This window comes from Salinimicrobium terrae DSM 17865 (assembly GCF_000424665.1).
Lineage (GTDB): Bacteria > Bacteroidota > Bacteroidia > Flavobacteriales > Flavobacteriaceae > Salinimicrobium > Salinimicrobium terrae.
This window is the reverse complement of sequence record NZ_KE384222.1, coordinates 264,633-287,688: the sequence shown is the minus strand read 5'-3', so window position 1 is coordinate 287,688 and position 23,056 is coordinate 264,633. Positions and strand designations below refer to the sequence as shown.

Genomic DNA, 23,056 nt, shown 5'->3' with positions numbered 1-23,056 from the left:
TTTAGCTATTAAACTTTTTGGTTTTCAATTTCTGATTCCTCATTATTATTTTTAGTCCAGCTTTGATAGGCTGTGTCAGTTCGATGTTGAGATCCCTTTTTCCCGGTCCTGATCAATTGACATGCACAGACTTTATATTCCGGGATCTTGGAAGTGGGGTCCAGGTTGTCAATGGTCAATTGGTTAGCAGAAGCTTTTCCTCCCCAGTGATAGGGAATGAAGACCGTATCTTCCCGAATTGTTTCCACTACATGTGCAGGAAATTCTGCTTCCCCTCTCCGGGTTTTGACGGTGATTAGATCATGATTTTCGATACCGTACTGGTAAGCCAGTTTTGGATGTATCTCCAGTAAGGGTTCGGGATACTGGTCAATTAACTTCCCTATTCTTCGGGTTGAAGTACCACTTAAATACTGGGATACCACCCGGCCTGTCGTAAGTACCACGGGATACTCTTTATTTGGCATTTCGGAAGCCGGTCTGTATTTTACCGGGTTGAAATGCGCTTTCCCGTCGGGAGTTTCAAATTTTTTGTCTTCCCACAGTCTTGGAGTTCCCGGATGATCAAGGCTCTTACAGGGCCAGAATACTCCCATATTATCAACTACTTTTTGATAGGTAATTCCGTAGTAATCAGCTGTACCCCCTTTTGAGGCCACTCTTAATTCATTGAATATATCTTCACTGGTTGGGTAACTGAACTTATCCCCTTCCCCCAATCTGGCCGCAAGGTCCATAAGGATCTCTCCATCTCTTCTTGTGTTGCCGGGAGGTGTAATGGCTTCATTAATTTTAACCACTCTTCCTTCGGCAGTAGTTACCGTTCCTTCCTCCTCTTCATGCAGGGAGCCTGCAAGAACTATGTCTGCATGGCGGGCCGTTTCACTAAGAAAAGTGTCAATATTAACATAGAATTCCAGTTTTTCAAGAGCCTCCCGTACAAAATTGTTGTTAGGCAAAGATACCAGCGGATTGAAACAAATGGAGATCATCCCTTTTATTTCTCCACGATGTATAGCTTCAATTTGTTCATATGCGGTAAGACCTTTACCGGGCATATCCGGTTCGTTGATCCCCCACACTTCAGAAATATATTTCCTGTGTTCGGGATTGGTAATGTCCCTGTTGCCAGGCAGCTGATCACATTTATGACCGTGCTCTCTTCCTCCCTGTCCGTTACCCTGACCGGTAATGGTCCCATAGCCGCAATAAGGGCGTCCTATTCTTCCGGAGGCCAAAACAATATTTATACAGCTGAGCACATTTTCGACACCTTTAGTATGGTGTTCAATTCCGCGTGCATGTAATAAAAAACTGGTTTTAGCTTTCCCCCACATTTCCGCAGCCTGGTAGATCATATCTTTCGGGATTCCGGTATGTTCTTCGGCCCAATCCAGATCATAATCTTTTACAGCATCTATGGTTTCCTGAAATCCGGAGGTATAATTATCTATAAAATCGTGATCCAGCCAGTCATTGTCTACCATGATCTTTAGAATGGCTCCAAAAAGTGCAGAATCTCCTCCCGGTCTTATTGGAAGATGCAGGTCTGCAGTACGTGCCAGTGGGATCACTCGCGGATCCACAACGATCAACTTCGCACCATTATCCCTTGCCTGCCATATATAATGTGTAAGGGTGGGGAAAGTTTCGCTTATGTTGGCACCCGCAACTATAATGACTTCTGCATGTTTAAGATCGGCCCAACTGTTGGAGGTTCTGTCAAGCCCGAAAGCTTTTTTATTTCCTCCCCCTGCACTTACCATACAGAGGCGGCCGTTATAATCAAGATTGGCTGTTTTTAAGGCTACACGGGCAAATTTGCCTATCATGTAACTCTTTTCATTGGTAAGAGAAACTCCCGAGAGCATTGCGAAAGCATCCTTCCCGTACTTTTCCTGAATCCTTTTTATTTCATTTACAGTCCGGGACATTGCATATTCCCAATCCACCGGTTTAAAGCCTTTTCCCTCTACCCGCTCAATAGGATCCATTAACCTGTCGGGATGGTTGTTCTGCATGTAGCGCATCACTCCTTTGGGACATAATCTCCCCTCGTTAAAAGGGAATTCTTCCCAGGGTTCAAATCCTGCGATCTTATTATCCTTTACCTTTAATTTTATTCCACATTGCATTCCGCAGTAACAACAATGCGTTTTCACCAGTTTATCAGGTTCCTTATTTCCCTGAAAACCTGTTTGTGGGGCATAAGCTTTGTGAGGTCCGAAGTCCTCTATAATTTTGTCTATGGAAACAGGAAGTTTTGCCATTTTTTCTCTTTTCTGATATTGTTAACCGAACAATTTTCCGCCTTCTTTTCTTGCTTTTAAATGCGCTACTGCTAAAGCCGATCTTTTTCCTTCAGGACTTAAATCCAGGTGGTTTGTGCCATTGGCTTTCTCATAGTTAAAACCAAGTTCTTTCGTTACATATTTTAGATCCTTGACGTGAGTTTCAGTAGCGAATTCTTTTTGAGTGTGTGGACAAACCGCCATCCCACGGCGTGTTCCTTCTGTTTTATACAGGTTAGCCCCTAATTGCGCCAAGCGCTGATATATGTGGAAAAATTTTCCGAAGGGTAACCACACTAAAAAAAGAATTACTGTAATAGCATGGGTCACTGCCATGAACTGGTAAGTCTTCCCCTCTAAAAAGGTATAATCATAAGAAATACCCAATCCCGTTACAGAAATTGCAATAAGCAGAATTAATGGGAGCCAGTCATTCTCCAAAGTCTGTGTAGCAATAAGGCCTCCATCTGTAAACCTTCTTTTCATCATAATAATTGCTCCTATAGTTACCAGGACCGAGCACCACACAAGTCCGTGAAAAGCTATAAAGGCTAAAGGTGAACCTAACTGAAAGGATCCTGCTTCAAAACCGAACAGCAGAGCATAATAAGTGGTATCATCTCCGGGCTTCAGCACAAAATGTATCCACCCGAAAGTTAGAGGAATTGTAATTGCGAAGGCCAGTAAACACCCGGTGGCCAACATAAAGTGACCAAACCATCGGGTCCTGCTGCGATGGGCGATAAACCTCTGCGCCAGAATATTCTTAAAGAATAATTTTGTTGAGCGCCACAGATAGGGAAAGAAATATTTGCTAAAAAGAAACTGCATACTCCTGCGCCAGTACAATCTTGTTGGTGGCCGCTGGATCCACACAGAATAACGGTAAGCTACTCCAAAAATGGCAAAAACGGTTCCGATTAAATATGCGATAAGCGCCGGATCGAAATTCTGAAGATTTCGAGAGCCTATGAGCACCAGAATTATAGTAAGCACCGCGGCTATTGTCGCCTTTAATAAGGCTACTTTGTTTAAAGTTTTAAATAATCTGTACATAAGCTTAATTCTTTAAACTCAGGTTTTTTTACTTGCTCTAAAATATAATTTTTAGAACATTGAACTTAAAAATCAGGCATGAATCCGTTTAATTTAAACCAAGTCTAAATTATCAAGGGCTTAAGATTTAATTAACGAAAACCTTTATTGCCTAAAAAAATTGTCGGGCAAAGATGTACATCAGCCTATGGAAAAAATATGACGAAGATCATGTTTTGCCTCAGATCACCAGGAAATCTGCTTCAACAACAGCAACTAAGGGCTTTTTGAAAAATCTCACCGATATCTTTTTCTGAATATTTTCATGCAATAAGATTGAGTGAAGAAAAACTTGTTCTTAATAATTTTTAATACAGTTTTTATCCCAAAGCATTTCATTTTAAGCAAGTTTTGTGATAATTTAGAAAAAAACATTTACAACATTATCTTATGAGAAATATTAAAACACTTCTGGAAGTATTGGTAATGATCCTATTTATTGGATTCTTCTTTACTTCCTGTAATCAAAACAACCGTCAACAAGAGACAGAAGACCAGGTTCTGCAAATGCAGACTGAAACAGAAGTAATTCCTGAAAAAACTTATCGGGGTCAGATTTCATCCCTGAATGAAAGTGCTAACCAGGACAGAAATGCTTCAGGAAATGTGATACTGGAAGTACAGGGAGACCAGTTGCTAATCACTGTTGAAGCAAGCGGACTCGAACCCAATATGATGCACCTTCAGCACCTTCACGGTTCAAAGGACGGTAAGGACATGAATTGTCCTGATCCCGCCGCCGACACTAATGGCGACGGATTAGTTGATATAACTGAAGCTTACAATGTCGCGGGTGTCACCATGATCCCATTTCATAACAACCCGCCAAACATGGAAGTTGATACTCAAACTTATCCGACCGCTGATGAAAACGGAAATATCTCCTATCAACAAACAGTAGACCTCAACGAACTAAGAGGCTCTTTTAATGAAAAATTTAATTTGGACCAATTGGATTTCAGCCAGTTTACTTATCTCATTCACGGAGTGCAGGAAAATTCGGTTCCTAAAACTGTACAGAGTGTAAAAGGCCTCCCGGCCCATGTAACTCTACCAATAGGATGTGCAGAATTAAGTGAAGAGTAGAAAATCTTTCATTTTATGATAAAATTTGTACTCTAATAATCATTCTACTTTCTGCAGAATCAAACACCTCTCCACTTTCAAATGGAGAGGTGTTTATACTTTCTCAAATAAGATCAGGATTAACAATCTATCCCGGAGTTCGGTCTGTCATAGTACCACCAGTTCAAGCCAAGGCAGATGATATAATAAATTCCGAAGCCATACAATGCATATTCAGGTGTCCCAGCCTGGATCTGCTGACCAAAGACCTGCGGAATAATAAAAGCTCCATAAGCAGCAATAGCCGAAGTCCAGCCCAATACAGGTCCTGCTTTTTCCTTGCTGAAGATATAAGGAACACTTCTAAAGGTGGAACCATTACCAATACCTGTGGTAATGAAAAGCGCCATAAAGCAGGCAAAGAACGGCCACCAGTATTCTTCCGGATTTGGGCTATCCTTGGCCTGAATAATAAAATATGCCACGGCAATAGTTGCTGCCACCTGAGCCAGGGTGCTAAAGGTAGTGACTCGGGAACCGCTGTTGATTTTATCAGAAAGCCACCCTCCTACCGGTCTTACGAGAGCACCTAACATGGGCCCGATAAAAACCCATGTAAGAAAATCGGGTGCATTAGGATTAACATATTGCGGATTGGAAGGATCTGTATAAACGAATATATCCTGTGAGAGTTTAGGAAATGCCGCCGAAAAACCAATAAAAGATCCAAAGGTCATGGTATAGATAATAGTCATGATCCAGTTATGCTTATCACTCAGTATGGAAAATTGTTTGTCAAGACTTTGTTTAATATCCTTCGGACTCAGGAATTTCATTAAGAGCACAGTAAGAATAATAACCACCGGAAGTACGATCCACATATTAACTTCCAGTCCGACCAATAGATAAGAACCTATAGCTGCTGAAAGCACTCCGATACCTACCATGAACAGGGTTTTTCCTATTCCCTGCAATGTGCCCGGAAGTTTTGGAGTACCTGTGATCACGTTATTCATTCCGAAGAAAGCAGCAAGAGCGGCAATTATCAGTAACGGCACCCATACCCAACCGGCATTCTGCAAACCAGCCAAAGGCTCATTAACTACAACCTCTCCATTGCTGGCAACTGCCGAAAAAAGGAAAATTCCCATTACCCAGGGGATCAATTTCTGCATAACTCCTACTCCCAGGTTTCCTATACCCGCGTTTAGACCAAGCGATGTTCCCTGAACCTTTTTTGGAAAGAAGTAACTTATGTTACTCATTGAAGACGCAAAATTTCCGCCCCCAAAGCCTGAAAGCAATGCCAGTACGGCAAAAGTGAGATAAGAAGTATTTTGATCTCCCAAAGCAATGCCAACCCCAATAGCCGGGATCAAAAGAAGAGCCGTTGTAGTAAAGACAACATTGCGCCCCCCACCAAGAGCTATAAGAAAAGAATTGGGAATACGAAGAGTAGCTCCGGCAAGTCCTGCTATGGCAGGCAACGTATAATACAGGTTATTAATTTCTGCAAGTTGCTGTCTAATCATATCTTCAGACATCCCGGGGGTGATCATTCCAAAATGAAAATTGAATTCTTTCATTTTCGTGGTGATAATACTCCACATCATCCAGACTGCAAAGGATAGTAGAAGTGCGGGAATAGAGATCCAGAGATTTCTGGTAGCTACTTTTTTCCCTGTCTTTTCCCAAAAGTCGGAATTTTCAACTTCCCATTTTTCAATATTGGTCTTCATAATGAAATATTTTTCAGCTTACAATTATTCTTTTTTTGATTCAATTTGTCGCATAAGTTTTGGCTGCTCCCTATGCATCATTTTTTGTATTGTGCGATGCATCCACCAGAGACAGATGGCCGATATAAACAGCGTAAACATCCAGCCACTGGTCCAGAGACCTGTGCCATCCAGCAAATACCCGAAGATGATTGGGCAAACAAACCCTCCCAGGCCTCCAAGCACACCTACCATTCCTCCCACTACACCCACTTCCTCGGGAAAATATTCCGGAATATGCTTATAGACTGCGGCCTTCCCAATTCCCCAAATACTTCCCAGGATTATGACCAGAATAGTAAATACCCATACGTTGGCCTGGAAAAATATTTTGGTTTCTCCACTGGCAAGAAGCTCTTTCTTTTGCACCTGTTGTCCTTCCTCGACCACCGGCTCCTGCCACATTTCTTTTCTGGGAAACACGAAATCTTTATTCACTTCCTCAAAATTGGTTTCATCCCTGGCGATCAATTCATATTCTGTGCCCCCTACTACTATTCTTTCTTCGGAAACCTGAGTCACCTCTCCCGCCTGTTTTGCCATGATCCCGTTTCCGGGAGAATAGATCTCCATCTTTGGAAAGATCAACAAGAAGCTAATAACTACAGAGGAACCTAAGACCCAGTACATCACCTTACGTGCACCCCATTTATCTGACATCCACCCACCCAGAGCTCTGATAACTCCTGAAGGAAAACTGAAGGCGGCAGCTAAAATTCCGGCGGTAACCAAAGGCAGATAATATACATTGACATAGTAAGGCATCAGCCATTGTGAAAAGGCTACAAAACATCCAAAAACAAGAAAATAATAAAGGCCGAACCTCCATACTCTTATATTTCGTAAAGGCTTCAGCAGCTTTTTCATGGTCCGCTGCGTCTCAGGTCTCTTATTTTGTGCAAAAACCACAAAAACTATAGCCATTAAAATAAGTACTGCAGCATAGATCACCGGAAGCATTCTCCAGTTCTCTATATCGGTTCCATTATTTGTAAGATTCTCCAGAATTGTTGGAGCAAATAAAGTGGTAAGGGCAGCACCTGCATTTCCGGCACCAAAAATTCCGAGGGCTCTTCCCTGCCAATCTTTATCGTACCAAATAGATGTGTTGGCTATTCCTACAGCAAAGCCCGCTCCTGTAAGACCATACCCAAAGCTATACAAGGCAAATTCCCAGAAGGAATCTGCATAGCTCAACAAGAACATAGGTATGGCGCTCAATACTAACAGACCTCCAAAAACCCATTTCCCACCATATTTATCAGTAAGGATTCCTACGGGCAATCGAAAAATTGCTCCGGTAAGGACCGGAATTCCCAGTAACCACCCAACCTGTACTGAATTCCAGTCATAAGCTCCGTTATCAACAAGAAAGGTAACGGTAACACCATTAAACATCCAGGCTGCAAAACAGAAAGTAAAAGCCAGGGTATTCAAAAAAAGCATTTTGTGAGCAGTAAAGCCTGGTGCCGCCATATAGATCTTTGTCTTAGATTTGAGGTTGCGAAACTATCCGATACAAGTCGCAGAAAAAATGATTTTAATCATTTCTACATGATTTAAAGTTATAAATATCTTCCTGAAGATGCTAATAATTAAAAGATTCTATATCAATCCCTGTTCAAAATAATAAAAAGATAAAATCCTGAAAAAATTATAAGACACCTCCCTTAGCGGGCTTTTTTTAAAAAATCTATAACTTGCCGCTCCTGAATTTCCAAACCTACATCAAGCACTCTCAAATTTGCAGTTTGAAAATTAAAAACAGACGAAGGTTAGTCAACTACCTCAACATCCTGGACCAGCCCATACGGTTTAGTCCCTTTGTTTTCAGCAGGAATTTCCTTCTTTGGGCCCTGCTGGGGATCATTGGAGGTATTATTTCGGGTGTTTACTGGATCGTGCTGGAAATGCTCATGCACGGTTTAGCCATTTTTGAAGGCTGGCAGGTAGTGCCTGTAATGGCCCTCTCGGGATTATTCGCAGGTTTCATCATTTACTTCTTTGGAGACCCGGGGGAAATAGATCTCATAGTAAACAATATCAGGTTTAACAAAGGCAAATTAGATTACCGGAATAATTTTTCTATGGTACTTTCCTCTCTACTCTGCGTAGGCTCGGGCGGAAGCCTTGGACCCGAGGCACCTTTGGTGCAGGTCACCGGTTCTACCGGCTCCTGGTTTGGGAAGGTATTACGGCTAAAAGGAGAAGACTTCAGGTCAATGACCATTGCCGGGATGGCTTCGGGCTTTACAGCTCTATTCGGGGCACCACTGGGTGGCAGCTTGTTTTCTCTGGAAATTCTGCACCATAAACATGCAGCCGAGTATTACCAGGCGATCATCCCTGCCTTTGTTGCCAGCTGTTTCAGCTATATCATCTTTGCACTTATTGTTCATTTAGGACTTGGTCCCATTTGGGATCTCCCCACTTATGAGATGCAGGATAAATTTGATTTTGCCTATGCTGTTGTATTCGCAGTTGCTGCCACTGCCTTTGGCTGGATATTCATTTTTTGTACCAAATTTTTAAAAGGGATGTTCAGCAAGCTTGTCTCCCCGATCTTTATAAAAACTTTTTTAGGAGGACTTGCACTAGGGCTAATTGCTTATTTCTTTCCGCTCACAAGATACTTTGGACATCACCAGATCAATGAGCTGTTATTGACCGAACTTTCCCTGGAATTTTTAGCAGCAATATTAGCATTTAAAATACTTGCTATTGCCATCACCGTAACCTCGGGCTGGAGAGGTGGATTCATTATTCCCCTTTTTTTTGTAGGTGCAACTTTAGGTTTAATAATACATAAACTTTTTCCCTCTGTAGATCCTGCGCTGGCAATAATTTCCTGTATGGCCGGGATCAATGCCTGTGTTACCAGGACCCCAATGAGTACAACAATCCTGTTGGCAACCCTTACAGGATTTACCTATTTCATCCCAATCCTTTTTGCCAGCCTCACAGGATATTTTCTGGCACCAAGAATACCGTTCATCTCTTCCCAAATGACCCAAAAAGTAAAAACTCAAGAGTGATAACAGGATTTAGAACTAATTTTGAATTCGTAAGAGAAAAATCTTTTCCCGCAGATGACGCAGATCATTTCTCTGTAGTTTACGAGAAATCCGAGTTAGAAACCTCCCGGAAAGTGAATTCGTTGAAAATGAAGCACCAGTTAAAAAGCAACAATTTACAAGCACTAAATGCAATAGGATTTTAAGGGAAAAAATTTAAAATAATCCTACTGCTGAAACGGATATTAACCGACCCTGTTTGGTATTGCCCTGATCTAGAATGTAGAGTGCGAGATGTTTGGCGACGCCCGCCACCGGCACTTCACCACCTCGCGCGGCAAATCAATATCAGGGCCTAAATTCCCCCTTCGTAATTGAATTTACTTATTCCGGTGCAGGCCCCCAGAGGTATTGGTTACCCTGGCTCAAGTTCGCAAATTCGATGGTCACCGAGTCGCTGCGTACTACATTGCGTTGCACGTCTCCAAAAATCTCGTAAACCGAAGCCGGGAGGGGCGATGCTTGATTGATTTCGGGTGGCGACCAGGCGAATATGTTGTCGCCGTAGACATCCTCTGCGTCGATATTGACATCCTGGCTGCCTTCTACCTTAAAAATCGCCGACGCCGAAACTGAGACGGATCCATCCAGGTCGGAGCGGGCCTCCTCTGAAAACCGGCCTTTCCACACATAAATGTTATCACTAAAAAAGTCTTCGCTGTTGATCTTTACTCCCTCACTGTCGTCTGTCACTCTAAACACCGCCGAGCTAGTGGCAGTTACTGTGCTATGCAACTCTGGCGGCGTAGAGTTTTCCTCCTCGAGCACCCAGTTGAGAATGTTGTCGCCGGCCTGATCCTCGAAGTCGATGTTCACGTCGCGGCTATTGACGACGATGAAATGCGTGGGTACGTCGTAAAACATCGGGCCTCCAACAACTTCGCTACTCCCCGCGGTCCAATCAAGAATCATATCCCCTGCAGTGTCCTCGAGGTTAATCCTGACCCGCTCGCTGCGCTCTACCCGAAACGTTAGGGGAACCTCGATATCCATCGATCCACCGATGAAGGCGGCCGAACTCTGCGCGCCACCGTTCCAGGTGAAATCCATATCGCAGAGAATGTCTTCGACATCGATCCCAACATCCTCACTGTCGAACACCTCAACCGTCACCGACATCACAACCCGGAAAGGGCCGCCTACCCCGCCGCCAAGTAGACCTACGTCGATGTTACTATCCGCTTCGCCGGGCTTGTTGACCGTCCAGGTGAAGGAGTTGTCACTGAAAATATCTTCCAGGTCGATCTCGATACCCCTGCTGTCGGATACACGAATGACCACGGGCATGTCCACCTCAAAATTTCCACCGACACGGCGAGCCTGATCGCTCAGCGATTTGAGGCGCTGCCAGGTGAATTTATTATCACCAAAGATGTCTTCAATGTTTAAAGTCATGTCCTGGGAGTCGTTTACCTCAATATTTACGGGGAGCGTTACGCGAAAGTCACCGAAACCTGTACCGTCACCTGCAGCCCGATCGCCCGACCGGACTATCGTCGTATCACTGAAAAAGTTGCCGAATTTGATGTTCTCCCCGGTCCGGCCCATGATCTGGATGTCTACCGACTCAGAGAGTGCGTAGTCACCCGACTGACGGTTATACGTTTCTTTATCCACCTTGCAGGAATTCAAAACAAATAAAAGTATGATTGTTAAATAATGGATTGGTTTATTCATCATACTGTTTTTTTAATTCTTTGTTTGAGAAATTGAAGACCATAATCTAACCTACCTTTTCTAACGATAATTACCAAGTGTCGTAGTAAACCGAGTAGGTATTATATTCGTCCTCATCCCAAAATCCATCCTCATCTTCATCCCAAAGACCGAAAAGTCCCTCATCCCATTCATCATTTCCCACGAGGCCATCATCGTCTAAATCATAGTTCTTGAACCAGACTGAGTCACCCCATCCTTCCAACCATTCATCATCATCAAGAAATCCGTCGTCGTCAAGATCATATTCTCCAAAATCTCCGATGGCAGCATAATCTTCGTAAAGATAAGTATAACCCACGTTCCACTCATCTTCACTAATGAGATTGTCGTCATCCGTATCTACCCAGCCGTAGTAGGTTGTATAGAATTCGTTATCATCAAGATAACCGTCTGCATCCACATCCCAGACGGTCCAGTCTTCGTCGTAGGCTTCACCAAATTCATCTGAGCTCCACAAACCATCATCATCAAGATCATAGTCACCGAAGCGGCTTACCACGACCTCATCATCAATCGGTTCTAACTCGGTGTCATATTCAGGAATCGGCTCAGCTTCTTCTACCTTATCGCGGCAAGCAATGAAAGAAGAACTAACTGTAAATAGAAAAGTAAATAATAAAACTATTTTTTTCATTGTAAAAGGCTTTAGGTTTGGTTTCAACCAATTTAAATGAATGCTGTACTTATTTAAAATTTAGAGTGCTAAACATTTCATAATATCAAAATTATCCTATACTTATTTTACACTTTTGAATGAACTTGAATCGTAAATAAAATCTTTTAGCAGCTTTATGAAATGAATAAAAAGTTGTTCAAAATCCTACTTCCGTGCCAGTTTCTTGCAAAAGACAGTTGATATTCCCGTAAATTATGTTTCGCCCTGCAAGCTGCGTCTTCGGCAGAATAGTAGATATTTTAAGGTAATAAGTAGAATGAACAGCATGTACTCCTATAAATAAAATTTAAAGATCAGCTACCATTGTGAACTCTGCGTCTTCTTCCATAAAATTGAGTTCTTTCCTGTTTCATTTTAGTAGTTCAAACTTATATCCTGGCGTTCCCTAAACTTCGGGTACTACCCAGTATAAAATGAAACTTTATATGACAAAGAAAGTTTTAACGAGGATAAATTCTATGACCATGAACATTTAATATCATAGAAAACGGCCGCACATTGGGCGGTACAAAACCTTAAAAAACACGCAACCAATTTATTATAAGTGCGTTACGTATCAATCACGTGACCCCTTAGGGACAAAATAGAATAGAGATCGTCACAGATTACAATTCCACACCACATCCACCAGAAAACAGGATTTGCAAATTAGCTTTTTTTGCTTCCTTTAAAGTTAATTGAACCTTATCTTATGAAGAATATACTTGTGGCTCTCGGAAATCCTGAACATGCTGATCAATTAATCGCTCAGGCTGTAAAACTGGCAAAACTGAGTGATGGCAAAATCTGGATCTCTCATGTCACCGAATCAAATCCCGATGATTTCCTTGCCCGCGAAAGCGGCCCCCAATATGTGTACGACGAAAGAGCTGAGGAGCAAAAAAAGGAAGCTGCTTTTGTTAAGCAATGCGTTACCGAAATTAAAAAGGATCATGGTATTCCTGCAGAAGGTTTTATAGTGGAAGGATCTGTCACCAAAGCTATCAGGAAAAAAGTAGAAGAACATGGAATAGACATCGTAATCGCAGGGCACCGAAAAAAGGATTTCCTATATGAACTTTTTACCGCTAACAAAAAAAAGATCTTATAGACGAATTGTAAATACCTCTTCTGGCAGTGCCAATAATGTAATAATCTTCACAAACCCGGAATTGTTTCTAGAAACAGGTCAAAAAATTGTGCCTCCTTCTTACATTTTAGGAAGCTAAAGTTCGACACCGAATTCAGGAATATCCTTCATTTCCCCATTTTCCTGTTTCCCCAGAATAACAACTTCCTTATTTTCTTTATATTCATCAATAGCCATTTGAAGCTGGTCTATGGTATCTCTCCGAATTTTCACACCAGATTTCTGGTTTTTGTTCCTGACTTCAATATAATAACCATCTTTCAGGTCTTTCGGTTTAGTAGCAGGTCTCCCCATGATGTTTTTATTGTAAAATAGAATTTACCTTATTTAATAATTCTGCTGTCGTTTTAAGTTCATAAACCTGTAATACAGGAGGATAAAACAGACCTGGAACTTAAATTAAAATTACTTCGCTTCTTTCAAAAATTGTCTCAGAATATATTGCAGGATACCTCCATTACGATAATAAGCAATTTCTATTTCTGAATCCAGACGGGATTTGGTTTCAAATTCTATTTTCTCACCATTTTCTCTCTCTGCTGAAACCCTGATAATTTTGCCGGGGTGAAGATCTTCGGAAATACCTGTAAAAGTGAATTTTTCATCCCCCTTAATTCCCAGTCTTTCTGAATTTTCCCCATTCATAAATTCCAGCGGCATGACGCCCATTTGCATCAAATTGCTTCGGTGAATGCGCTCAAAACTTTCGGCAAGTACTATTTTTATTCCGAGTAGATTAGTTCCTTTTGCTGCCCAGTCACGGGAAGATCCGCTGCCATATTCTTTTCCTGAAATAACTATGAGTGACGTATTATCTTCAGCATATTTCATTGCCGCATCATAAACGGTCAAGGTTTCATTAGTGGGGAAATAGGTGGAATAACCACCTTCTTTATCTGTGATCTTATTCTTTATCCTCACATTGGCGAATGTCCCCCGCATCATCACCTCGTGATTTCCACGGCGGGAGCCATAAGAATTAAAATCCTTCTGCTCCACCCCTTTGCTTTTCAGATATTTTCCTGCTGCAGAATTTTCACTAAATGCACCGGCCGGCGAAATATGATCTGTAGTGACAGAATCTCCCAGCAATAAAAGCACCCGGGCATCTTTAATGTCCCCGGGATCTTCGGGTGTTTCAGAAAGATCTTTAAAGAAAGGAACTTCTTTAATGTAAGTGGAATTGTCTTCCCAGATATATTCATTTCCTTCGGCGGTAGACAGGTTTTTCCATTGCTCTTCACCGTCAAAGATCACATCATAAACCTGTTTGAAGTCTTCCACCTTCATACTTTCCTTGATCGTTTGATTGATCTCCTCCTGTGTAGGCCAAATATCTTTAAGGTAAACCGGAAGACCGTTTGGATCGTAACCCAGCGGATCATTGATAAGATCAATATCTACACGTCCCACGAGCGCATAAGCAACTACAAGCATCGGTGACATAAGGAAATTCATTTTCACCTGCGGATGTACCCTGGCCTCAAAATTCCTGTTTCCCGATAACACAGATGCTACTACGAGTTCATTCTCCTCCACAGCATCTGAAATATGCTTCGGAAGAGGCCCGCTGTTCCCTATGCAGGAAGTACAGCCGTAACCTACGGTATGGAAACGGAGGGCATCAAGATCCTCAGATAATCCTGAGCGGTTCAGATAAGTGGTCACCACTTTTGAACCGGGAGCAAGACTTGTTTTCACCCAGGTTTTTGTACGCAAACCTCTCGATAAAGCTTTTCTTGCTACCAATCCTGCCCCTATCATCACGGCAGGATTTGAGGTGTTGGTGCAACTGGTAATAGCTGCAATAACAATATTTCCATCACTTAAATGGTACTCCGCGTTTTTATGTTTTATCTTAACCGACCGGAGTTTCATTTCATTTTCCACCGTTACATCGGGAGAACGGTGTTCTTCATTGTCGGTAAACTGGGTTTGGGAACCCCCTTCTGCAAGCCAACGATGTTCCTGGCGTTCTTCAAGAGGAATATAATGTCTTTGAAATTCCTCCTTCAGCAATTCCTGGAACTTTGTGTCGAGCTCCTCCACAAAGATCTTATCCTGTGGGCGTTTAGGACCAGAAACTGTTGGCCTGAGACTACCAAGGTCCAGTTCAGCTATTTCTGAATATTCTATATTTTCATTACCGGTGCGCCACAACAGATTGTCCTCGCAATATTTTTTTACCAGCTCTATATGTTCCCGCGACCTGTTGGTCTTCTCCATATATTCGAGCGTCCGGTTGTCTATCGGGAAATAGGTGACCGTACACCCAAATTCAGGAGACATATTGGAAATTGTGGCCCGATCTGTAACTGTAAGGTGATCCAGGCCATCGCCGAAAACTTCCACGAATTTTCCAACCACTCCCACATCCCGTAATAACCTCGTAATTGTAAGCACCATATCTGTAGCTGTACAACCTTCGGGAATTTTGCCTGTGAGTTTTAATCCTACCACTTGCGGACAGGTAAAATAAACCGGTTGACCAAGCATAGCGGCTTCTGCCTCGATACCTCCAACTCCCCAGCCTAACACTCCGATTCCGTTGACCATTGGAGTGTGAGAATCGAGTCCTACAAGACTGTCCGGAAAAACCCATCCGTCTCTTTGAATAACTCCCTGCGCAAGATATTCAAGGTTTACCTGGTGACATATTCCCATTCCGGGAGGTACCACGGTAAAATTATCCATTCCTTTTTGACCCCACTTCAGCAGTTTATAACGTTCACTGTTACGTTCATATTCCCGTTCCACATTTTTATCTTCAGAATAATTTGTTCCGAAGTAATCAACCTGAACCGAATGATCGATTACGAGATCAACAGGAATTACAGGATTAATCTTATTACCATCGCCTCCCTTTCTTATGACTTCAGATCTTAGAGAAGCAATATCCACAACCGAAGGAACCCCGGTAAAATCCTGCATAAGTACTCTGGCAGGCTTAAAAGGTATTTCCTTATCTGTTCCTGCTGCTTTCCATTGGGAAAGCGTATCCAGATGTTCATCTGTGATAGCAAAACCATCATGGTTGCGCAGGGCATTTTCAAGTAAAATACGTATCGAGAAAGGAAGTCTTTTTACATTTAAACCATTGTCCTGTAGTTTTCTTAAAGAGGCAATTTTATAGTCCATTACTTAATCTTGTTCATTGGGTTAAATGGCGAATTTCGCTTTTACACAAAAAGAATCAATTTACACTATTTCCAGAATTCATCACTAGTATTTTCCTGAAAACGTTCATCTTTATGAACTTCCAGGATCACCTCCAGCTGCTCGGGCCTTGCCTGCTTTTGAATTTCATTAAAAAGTTCCCTTTCCTCATAACGTACGTGCAGTTCCAGTTCTTCTTCAATCAGACTTAAAGATCGTACGATATCCTTCTCATCCTTAAACAACCGTTCCAGGCGGCGGTGTTCTGCAAGAGCCCTCTTTATCATATCATGATCTTCCCCTAAAACAGGGAACAGATACTTTTCTTCTATCTTAAAATGCGGGAGGACATGACTTTCAAAGAACCAGTCAGAATAGGTTTTCATTCGATTGGGCGCCACCCCCTTCGAAAAACCTTTTCTTATCTTCCAGCACAGCAACAGCGTGTGATGATGGTCCCGACTTAGGGGTTGAATATTCTTATCTCGTTTTATCGGCTTCTTTTCCATGGTACTTATTTTCGGTCTCCTATTAAAGGGTTCAATCTTTCTGAATTTTATAAGTTAGTCATTCTTCAGGCACGGGGGCATAGAAGAAAGCTAAATTGTTGCCTTTTTAAATAAAGAAAAGCCGCAGACGATCAGGACCGTCTGCGACTTTTTCATTGAACAACTTTTTACTCCACAATAAATTTACCTTTCATAATGGAATAATGACCGGGGAAACTACAAACAAAATCGTAAGTTCCTTTTGCCGGTGCTGTAAATTCAATAGTCGTTGATTCTCCCCCACCAATTAATTTAGTGTGAGCGATGACCCCGGTGGATGGGATGTATTCGTTCTCCTTTTCATCCATGGCAGCACGACCGAATTTGTTCACATCTGTCCCTTTTGTCAGAAGGACGAAATTATGCCCCATGACGTTCTTCGCCATTTTACCGGTATGGTTGAGAGTAAGCTTAATTTTTTCTCCCGCTTTTACTTTTATTTCATTGGTGTCGAACCTCATCTGGTCGTTTGAATTAATGACGATGGTCCTTACCGGCTGTTCTATTTCAATGGTCGCCGCAGGGTTTTTTTCATTAGACACTTCGGAAGTGAATCCGCTAAAGGCAAAAATAATAGCTGCTGAAAATGTTACAAGTGTGTTCATCTTTTTTAATTGTTAATTGTTCTCCAAAGGGATGCACTTAGTTTGGCAGTTATTTCCTTTGGAATTGTTATTACTCGGGTTAAAATTATTCAGTTAAATCAGGTCTTCACTTAAGAGGTTGGAAAGCTGCTCTGTGATGCCGTTTTATATAAACCAGATCATCAAACCGACCTTTTATAATTTCCGGAAATTAGGGAAAATTCATTCCAGCCTCCTCAGCAGTAAAGGGTCCAGCATGAAAAAAACAAAGCTGAACAGGATCCATGAAAGGATCATAGAATGCGTCCACCATAAGTCTCCTTCCTTAATGCTGTTCCATATTTCCCATTCGTACAAAAAGACCAGTCCGGTGGATCCCATGAGAATTGAAGTAATCAAGGCCAATAAAGTAAGCTTAACACTCCATTGGGTATGATGTTTACCCCATTCATCTTTCTTTAAAACCCTGAATAAATTCAGAGTTATTATTGCAATTACAGTAATCCATAGCAGAGCTCCATAGGTGTGAATCAGGCCCAGAATTTTTAAAGATTCCATAACTCGGTTTATTTAAATTTTACATTTTGCTCCTGGTACTTCAATCATTAATAGTTTCCGGTGAGAAGGACTGTCTTTCTAATAGTATTAGGGGCACAATTATGGCAGTTTGTCCTGTCGGTTATTAACTGCACTCCACGTTTAAAAGTGAGGTAGTGCCACATCCATTCAGAAAAAACACGCATCCGGTTACGAAATCCTACTAATAGCAGTATATGTACCGCCGACCAGAGGAACCATGCGAACAGACTGCTGGACTTAAAGCTTTTAAATTCTGCCACGGCTTTCGCTCTTCCCACGGTTGCCATTGTTCATTTATTCTCGTATTTGAATTTGAATTTATTAGGTAGAGGCAAGAAATCTACTGACAATAATGTTCCCAGGAATTGTCCCTGCTGTTTAGCGACAGAAGCCATCGCCGGCAAAGGCACTCCCTGTTCATCCTTAAAATGTGCCGAATCCCCCAAAACAAAAATATTTGGGTAACCAGGAACACTGAGATCCTTATTTACCACTACTCTTCCCATTCTATCCTGTTCTACGTGCAGGGAATCCAGGAGGGAAGATGCTTTTATTCCTGCCGCCCAAATTATATTTGGTGTACTTATGCGTCCCACTTTTAAATGCACCAGGTCCCTTTCAATGTTTATCACCGGAGTTTCCAGCAGCACCTGCACTCCGAGTTTCTCTAACATTTTCCGTGCTTTTCCATTGAGGGGTTTTGCAAAACCATTCAGAATTTCTGAGGCAGCCTCCACTAAATAAACTTTCACTTCATTCTCATTTATATTCCGGAAATTGCGTCTCATACTTGTTCGGGCAATCTCCGCAATGGCTCCGGCAGTTTCGACACCTGTGGGTCCACCTCCAATAATGACATAAGTGAGGAAAGGCTGGCGTTTCTCAGGATCCTCCAGCTGTTCTGCTTCTTCCAGAGAGAGGAGAATACGTTCTCTAATTTGCAGAGCATCTCCTAAAGTCTTGAGTCCCGACGCGTATTGCTTCCAGTCTTCATGCCCGAAAAAATTATCCTGCGCCCTAGGAGCCAATATCAGTTGATCAAATTGCACTTTGTTTCCGTTAATTAGAGTTAGTTCATTTTCTTTCGCCTCAATACTTTTTACCTCTCCCATAAGCACTTTTATATTCCGGTCCTTTCCGAAAATAGCGCGAATAGGAGCAGCAATATCTCCCGGTGATAATCCTCCGGTGGCGACCTGATACAACAGCGGCTGAAATAAGTGGTGGTTCGACCTGTCTATGATGGTGATCTCTGCACTAGAATGTTTTAATCTATTAGCAACAGAGATTCCGGCAAACCCTCCACCTACAATTACAACCTTTCTTGGTTCAATTTTCATAAGATTTCTTTATTCACCAACATCTGCAAGATCTTCGAAAGAACGAACTGTCAATGACAACCTGCTCCAGCTATCAACAGTGGTGACCGCCATTGTTATAGCGACTAGTTCCTGTTCATCGAAAATCTTCCTGATATCATCATGTAAGATATCTACTGCAGCCTGGCGAGAGGACGAAGTGATAGCTTCTGTCCATGCAAGGGCAGCTTTTTCTCTATCATTAAATTCATCAGATTCTCTCCAGTTCTTTAGAGCAAATAATCGCTGCAGGGTATATCCTGTTGTTCTGGCTTCCCGGGTATGCATTTCCCTACATTGTTCGCAGTCATATATCTGAGAAGCTCTGAGTTTTATAAGTTCCAGTAACGAACGTTCTATTGTACAATGATCAAGGCAGTTATCCAGCTCCTGAATTCCTTTGATCGCACATAACGTGAACTTTGAATGTTGGATTTTCTCTTCCATAGTAATTTATTTATGTTATTAAATTTTGTTTTGATTAATATTGAAACCTATTTCATTAATGCTTATGCTTTGCGGTGTCATGTGTAATTACATCGTGCAATGCCTCCACTGTGTGAGTATAATCAACATAAGCGGCTACGTATGCACGACCTTGTTGTACAGATTCATTTTGAACCTGACGCAGTTGCAGGACTTTGTCATACTTCTCTCGTATCACCTTTTCGATATGGTTCTCTAAATTCCCGAAAAGTGTCTCAGGGTCTTCGTCCTGTAGAGCCTCATCGGTCATGACAATAATAGGTTTTGTAGTTCCTGCAGGTTTTAATCCGGTGTAAGGCGCCCCTTCTCCTTCCCGGTGCAGCCTGACCAAAGTTTCGAGGAAATGTTTCTCCAGGAGTTGGTACACCTCCTTATCTTTCTTCTGAAATTTCAAAGTCTTTTGAAACAGATCTGAAATTTCTTCTTCCTGATCTTCACTGATCCATTTGTAAACAAGTGTGACATTATCTTGATCGAGCGCCTTTAAAGCATCTTGAATCACCGGTCCGTCATAAGAGTCACAATGTGCCAGGGCATTTTGGGGAAGTATCCATAACACCATAAACAACCCGATAAGATATACTACGCTGTTTGAGCTCCTCACTACTTTAGTTTTTTTATTTTCCATTTTATTCTCTTTTATATTTATACATTATTTAAATCTAAAAAGGATCATCTTATCCTTTATAACTTTATATTTTTTCTTTTTTTGAAATTATTGAAAATGTTTATTTTTTATTCCTCTCCCCTCCACAGGTGGGGCAATCGTTAATTTTCCCTTTTTTTAACCTGATCCCTTCGATTTGTTCCTTCAGGAGTTTTTGAATTCGCATGTACTTAAATCGATGGTTGTTTACATCAACCTGTTTGTCTTCAATAACTTTCCTTATCTTTTTATCATATGCCTGGTAGCCCCAGCACATTGCGCAAACACCTTCAGGTGCTCTATCTCTTGTTTCTTCTTCTGGCTGTTCAAGGAATTTGATTATGTTGTTGTAAATACTCATAGCTCTTATTTTTAATATTTTTCTCCATCATTCAATTTTCTAAAACTTCATTCTTTATAAAAACAGAACCTTTTGAAAGATCTGCGGCAAGACTACCAACAGATGTTTCCTGAAAAGTCTTCATTAACTCATTTCTTGTCCCGGCATACTTGTAATGCATAGGGCAGGGATGCGCATCAGAACATTGATGTAAGCCCATTACGCATTCCTTAAATACAGACATACCATCCATCGCATTGACAATCTCTGAAACCGCCAAATCAAGCTGATACTTCTCACAGTAAAAACCGCCATAAGGACCCTTGAGAGATGTAATGATCTTATATTTACTCAAAGTCCGCAAAATCTTTGCTGTAAATGCTGGCGGCGCCTCGATCTCAGCAGCGATTTCCTTCACGCCAAACCTTTCTTCCGCATTGGCACGGGAGGCGATAAAAACTGTTGCACGAATAGCATATTTACAGGACTTTGAAACCATTTTTATAATATTAACCAGTCTAATGATCCAAAGATAAGAAATAAATTCTAAAAAAGACAAATTTGTCCTTTATTAAATTTATTTTTGTTCTTGTCAAGAAATTACGCTACATTAAGAACATGAACTCTTATCAATCAAGTTACCTCCTTGAAGTATAAAACCAGAGCGTTATTTTGATTGGTGTAACAAAAACCACAACATGAAAAAAGCCTCTTTAGTAAATGACCTGCAATACAACGAAAACAAACCCGCAGTACAGGTCCTTTTGGATACAGATACCAGCAGGGAAATTAGAATAGCTATGCGAAAAGGCCACGTGATGAAAGAACATAAAACACCTTATCCCATAGTAGTCGAGATTTTTGAAGGAGAAATTTCTTTCGGCGTACATGGAGAATCATACAAACTTAAAAAAGGTGATCTTGTGTATCTTGAAGGAAATGTACCCCACGACTTAAAAGCAGAGCAAGACAGTACTGTACGGCTTACCTTGACAAAAGCAGATACAGCTGAAAGAGTTAAAGAAGTCGCTGATAATTCCTGAACCTTAATCTGGCATAAATTTTATAGCGTAAAATTTATGCCAGATAGCTGCTTTGGAACGGTAGAGTATTACCCGGAATTATTGTGCAACAGGTGGTGGCAGATGCGAAAATTTTTTCACAGTAGAATTATGTAGTTATGTTTTTTCTGAACATCACGTCATATCTTCTTACGAAATGCCTGTTTCCATTTTTAAACTATCCATATTGGTAATAAAGAGCTCTTTCCTTTCCAGCAGGTTAAAGACTGCTAATCATGTAGGACGAGAATTGGTAAGCGATTTGGCACAGAGGTAAAAAGACCATGCCTGTTGTCCATCAGGTCACTACAGATCCTGATATTTTTCCCCATTAGAACAATCAGCTGGAAGTGTCTTTGCACATCGTTCCAAATAATCTTTTGTCGTATGGCTGTCTTATCAATTGTTGAGAAATCAACCTCAACCTGGTCCAGATCAGCAAAAATTTCTTCAGTTCGGGACCGTTCCTCCTCAAGTGTAATTCCATGGTCGGTAATCTCCCATACACTCAGGTTCGTCTCTTTGAAGATGTTCCGGCTGTTTAGAAATTGCAGGCTCTTTTTATTAAAGGAAGCAGAAGAGTCCATTGGCATCAATAAATTTTTAAGCCCCTGGAAGTATTGGTTATCTGGTACGGCTAAAATATTACATTTTATTTTAGACATGATCTCGAAGGTATGGTTTCCCAGAATTGTGTCATGTCGTGATTCCTCACCCACTGCTCCCATTACTATCAGGTCAGCTCCTTTCTTTTCCATAAAACGCCGGGCAGCATTCACCAGGTTATCCTCAGAATAATGACCTGTAATTTTATGATCCCTGCCACGAGATCGCTCTCTTAATTTTTGAACTCTCTCCTGAAGCTTCGCTTGAGTTGTTCTTCTTTGCTTATCCTGTTCCTCTTCTTCAGCATCGCTATCTGGCACGGAAATATTTAACAAGGTAAAATCCACCTGTTGATCGTGTAAAAGATCCAGGGCATAGATTGTTGCATTAATGGCAACCGGTGAAAAATCAGACAGAATAAGAACCTTCATTATATCTTTTTCTAAAGAACGAAAGTAGAATGATACCTAACTGGAAAAAATGATATAGATCAGGAATTGGACTTTTTATTCACCTGAAGATCAAAACCAAGTATAGATTCCGCAAAAAATTTCGAAATATTTCCACCTACGTCTTTTACTGTTAAACTGTTCTTTTTAATCTTGATTGTTGAAAATGGCTGGCGGTATTCCTATTCCGGATTAAAAAGGATTTATTACAGTCCTGCTCAATTAGCTCCTCTTACGGCTAAAAATTCACTGAATTAAAGGATGATCAAAAACCTCAAAATGATTATAAAAAGTTGTCACAGAAGCTTAAACCCTGTAGGAAATTCAGGTTAAACAACTGTTAAGACCTTGGTTCCTCCCCCAGCAGTTGTTAAATTGAGTTCTTAATCGTCACATGGGGAAAAGAAATGTTTTTG

The 23,056-nt window shown here is 41.4% G+C and carries 22 protein-coding genes; 4 read left to right on the top strand and 18 right to left on the bottom strand.

Features of this window, described 5'->3' with window-relative positions:
* Positions 1-8 precede the first annotated feature (8 nt).
* On the bottom strand, positions 9-2,270 hold the full coding sequence (locus H148_RS0115820; protein WP_029035666.1) for a molybdopterin oxidoreductase family protein: 2,262 nt from the start codon (positions 2,268-2,270) through the stop codon (positions 9-11).
* Between the two features lie 21 nt (positions 2,271-2,291).
* Positions 2,292-3,347: a hypothetical protein gene (locus H148_RS0115815; RefSeq protein ID WP_029035665.1), complete on the bottom strand. Its 1,056-nt coding sequence runs from the start codon at positions 3,345-3,347 to the stop codon at positions 2,292-2,294.
* A gap of 429 nt (positions 3,348-3,776) precedes the next feature.
* Between H148_RS0115815 and H148_RS18425 the strand changes: the two genes are divergently transcribed.
* Entirely contained in the window at positions 3,777-4,472 is a 696-nt protein-coding gene (locus H148_RS18425; protein ID WP_051286548.1) for a hypothetical protein, read from the top strand.
* 119 nt (positions 4,473-4,591) lie between these two features.
* Here H148_RS18425 and H148_RS0115800 read toward each other — a convergent pair whose 3' ends face one another.
* Complete coding sequence (locus H148_RS0115800) at positions 4,592-6,190, bottom strand: MFS transporter (protein WP_156877278.1); 1,599 nt, start codon at positions 6,188-6,190, stop codon at positions 4,592-4,594.
* 24 nt (positions 6,191-6,214) lie between these two features.
* The gene (locus H148_RS0115795; protein ID WP_029035663.1) at positions 6,215-7,705 is read right to left on the bottom strand and encodes an MFS transporter; all 1,491 of its coding nucleotides are present in this window, start codon (positions 7,703-7,705) and stop codon (positions 6,215-6,217) included.
* A 275-nt stretch (positions 7,706-7,980) separates the two neighbouring features.
* On the opposite strand from H148_RS0115795, the gene H148_RS0115790 reads away from it, so the two are divergent.
* Complete coding sequence (locus H148_RS0115790) at positions 7,981-9,264, top strand: chloride channel protein (protein WP_029035662.1); 1,284 nt, start codon at positions 7,981-7,983, stop codon at positions 9,262-9,264.
* Positions 9,265-9,627: 363 nt separating this feature from the next.
* Here the strand turns inward: H148_RS0115790 and H148_RS0115780 are convergent, their stop codons facing one another.
* The gene (locus H148_RS0115780; RefSeq protein ID WP_156877277.1) at positions 9,628-10,983 is read right to left on the bottom strand and encodes a hypothetical protein; all 1,356 of its coding nucleotides are present in this window, start codon (positions 10,981-10,983) and stop codon (positions 9,628-9,630) included.
* A 67-nt stretch (positions 10,984-11,050) separates the two neighbouring features.
* Entirely contained in the window at positions 11,051-11,656 is a 606-nt protein-coding gene (locus H148_RS18420) for a hypothetical protein (protein ID WP_051286546.1), read from the bottom strand.
* Positions 11,657-12,389: 733 nt separating this feature from the next.
* On the opposite strand from H148_RS18420, the gene H148_RS18120 reads away from it, so the two are divergent.
* Positions 12,390-12,788: a universal stress protein gene (locus tag H148_RS18120; protein ID WP_245583441.1), complete on the top strand. Its 399-nt coding sequence runs from the start codon at positions 12,390-12,392 to the stop codon at positions 12,786-12,788.
* Between the two features lie 114 nt (positions 12,789-12,902).
* Here H148_RS18120 and H148_RS0115765 read toward each other — a convergent pair whose 3' ends face one another.
* From H148_RS0115765 to H148_RS0115720, 11 genes are all read right to left on the bottom strand, one after another.
* Positions 12,903-13,121 carry a hypothetical protein gene (locus H148_RS0115765; RefSeq protein WP_029035659.1) on the bottom strand — a complete coding sequence of 73 codons (219 nt, stop codon included), beginning with the start codon at positions 13,119-13,121 and terminating at the stop codon, positions 12,903-12,905.
* 111 nt (positions 13,122-13,232) lie between these two features.
* A complete protein-coding gene (acnA, locus tag H148_RS0115760) occupies positions 13,233-15,965 on the bottom strand; it encodes an aconitate hydratase AcnA (RefSeq protein WP_029035658.1) in 2,733 nt (910 codons plus the stop codon).
* 65 nt (positions 15,966-16,030) lie between these two features.
* A complete protein-coding gene (locus tag H148_RS0115755; protein WP_029035657.1) occupies positions 16,031-16,492 on the bottom strand; it encodes a hemerythrin domain-containing protein in 462 nt (153 codons plus the stop codon).
* 167 nt (positions 16,493-16,659) lie between these two features.
* A complete protein-coding gene (gene azu, locus H148_RS0115750; protein WP_029035656.1) occupies positions 16,660-17,136 on the bottom strand; it encodes an azurin in 477 nt (158 codons plus the stop codon).
* 201 nt (positions 17,137-17,337) lie between these two features.
* Positions 17,338-17,673 carry a hypothetical protein gene (locus H148_RS0115745; protein WP_029035655.1) on the bottom strand — a complete coding sequence of 112 codons (336 nt, stop codon included), beginning with the start codon at positions 17,671-17,673 and terminating at the stop codon, positions 17,338-17,340.
* A gap of 47 nt (positions 17,674-17,720) precedes the next feature.
* A complete protein-coding gene (locus H148_RS18750; RefSeq protein WP_211223000.1) occupies positions 17,721-17,981 on the bottom strand; it encodes a hypothetical protein in 261 nt (86 codons plus the stop codon).
* A 3-nt stretch (positions 17,982-17,984) separates the two neighbouring features.
* Positions 17,985-19,034, bottom strand: a complete 1,050-nt coding sequence (locus H148_RS18115; RefSeq protein WP_211222999.1) for an NAD(P)/FAD-dependent oxidoreductase — start codon at positions 19,032-19,034, stop codon at positions 17,985-17,987.
* A gap of 9 nt (positions 19,035-19,043) precedes the next feature.
* Entirely contained in the window at positions 19,044-19,499 is a 456-nt protein-coding gene (locus tag H148_RS0115735) for a carboxymuconolactone decarboxylase family protein (RefSeq protein ID WP_029035654.1), read from the bottom strand.
* A gap of 55 nt (positions 19,500-19,554) precedes the next feature.
* On the bottom strand, positions 19,555-20,166 hold the full coding sequence (locus H148_RS0115730; protein WP_029035653.1) for a DUF6448 family protein: 612 nt from the start codon (positions 20,164-20,166) through the stop codon (positions 19,555-19,557).
* 100 nt (positions 20,167-20,266) lie between these two features.
* Positions 20,267-20,545, bottom strand: a complete 279-nt coding sequence (locus H148_RS0115725; protein ID WP_029035652.1) for a hypothetical protein — start codon at positions 20,543-20,545, stop codon at positions 20,267-20,269.
* 31 nt (positions 20,546-20,576) lie between these two features.
* On the bottom strand, positions 20,577-21,023 hold the full coding sequence (locus tag H148_RS0115720) for an RrF2 family transcriptional regulator (protein ID WP_029035651.1): 447 nt from the start codon (positions 21,021-21,023) through the stop codon (positions 20,577-20,579).
* A gap of 199 nt (positions 21,024-21,222) precedes the next feature.
* On the opposite strand from H148_RS0115720, the gene H148_RS0115715 reads away from it, so the two are divergent.
* A complete protein-coding gene (locus H148_RS0115715) occupies positions 21,223-21,567 on the top strand; it encodes a cupin domain-containing protein (protein WP_029035650.1) in 345 nt (114 codons plus the stop codon).
* Positions 21,568-21,815: 248 nt separating this feature from the next.
* On the opposite strand, the gene H148_RS0115710 is transcribed toward H148_RS0115715, so the two are convergent.
* Complete coding sequence (locus tag H148_RS0115710; RefSeq protein WP_029035649.1) at positions 21,816-22,622, bottom strand: universal stress protein; 807 nt, start codon at positions 22,620-22,622, stop codon at positions 21,816-21,818.
* Positions 22,623-23,056: the final 434 nt, after the last annotated feature.

Coding starts and splice junctions, on each gene's coding strand:
- H148_RS0115820 (WP_029035666.1), bottom strand. CDS start 2,270: ATGGCAAAACTTCCTGTTTCCATAGACAAAATTATAGAGGACTTCGGA.
- H148_RS0115815 (WP_029035665.1), bottom strand. CDS start 3,347: ATGTACAGATTATTTAAAACTTTAAACAAAGTAGCCTTATTAAAGGCG.
- H148_RS18425 (WP_051286548.1), top strand. CDS start 3,777: ATGAGAAATATTAAAACACTTCTGGAAGTATTGGTAATGATCCTATTT.
- H148_RS0115800 (WP_156877278.1), bottom strand. CDS start 6,190: ATGAAGACCAATATTGAAAAATGGGAAGTTGAAAATTCCGACTTTTGG.
- H148_RS0115795 (WP_029035663.1), bottom strand. CDS start 7,705: ATGGCGGCACCAGGCTTTACTGCTCACAAAATGCTTTTTTTGAATACC.
- H148_RS0115780 (WP_156877277.1), bottom strand. CDS start 10,983: ATGATGAATAAACCAATCCATTATTTAACAATCATACTTTTATTTGTT.
- H148_RS18420 (WP_051286546.1), bottom strand. CDS start 11,656: ATGAAAAAAATAGTTTTATTATTTACTTTTCTATTTACAGTTAGTTCT.
- H148_RS18120 (WP_245583441.1), top strand. CDS start 12,390: ATGAAGAATATACTTGTGGCTCTCGGAAATCCTGAACATGCTGATCAA.
- H148_RS0115765 (WP_029035659.1), bottom strand. CDS start 13,121: ATGGGGAGACCTGCTACTAAACCGAAAGACCTGAAAGATGGTTATTAT.
- acnA (WP_029035658.1), bottom strand. CDS start 15,965: ATGGACTATAAAATTGCCTCTTTAAGAAAACTACAGGACAATGGTTTA.
- H148_RS0115755 (WP_029035657.1), bottom strand. CDS start 16,492: ATGGAAAAGAAGCCGATAAAACGAGATAAGAATATTCAACCCCTAAGT.
- azu (WP_029035656.1), bottom strand. CDS start 17,136: ATGAACACACTTGTAACATTTTCAGCAGCTATTATTTTTGCCTTTAGC.
- H148_RS0115745 (WP_029035655.1), bottom strand. CDS start 17,673: ATGGAATCTTTAAAAATTCTGGGCCTGATTCACACCTATGGAGCTCTG.
- H148_RS18750 (WP_211223000.1), bottom strand. CDS start 17,981: ATGGCAACCGTGGGAAGAGCGAAAGCCGTGGCAGAATTTAAAAGCTTT.
- H148_RS18115 (WP_211222999.1), bottom strand. CDS start 19,034: ATGAAAATTGAACCAAGAAAGGTTGTAATTGTAGGTGGAGGGTTTGCC.
- H148_RS0115735 (WP_029035654.1), bottom strand. CDS start 19,499: ATGGAAGAGAAAATCCAACATTCAAAGTTCACGTTATGTGCGATCAAA.
- H148_RS0115730 (WP_029035653.1), bottom strand. CDS start 20,166: ATGGAAAATAAAAAAACTAAAGTAGTGAGGAGCTCAAACAGCGTAGTA.
- H148_RS0115725 (WP_029035652.1), bottom strand. CDS start 20,545: ATGAGTATTTACAACAACATAATCAAATTCCTTGAACAGCCAGAAGAA.
- H148_RS0115720 (WP_029035651.1), bottom strand. CDS start 21,023: ATGGTTTCAAAGTCCTGTAAATATGCTATTCGTGCAACAGTTTTTATC.
- H148_RS0115715 (WP_029035650.1), top strand. CDS start 21,223: ATGAAAAAAGCCTCTTTAGTAAATGACCTGCAATACAACGAAAACAAA.
- H148_RS0115710 (WP_029035649.1), bottom strand. CDS start 22,622: ATGAAGGTTCTTATTCTGTCTGATTTTTCACCGGTTGCCATTAATGCA.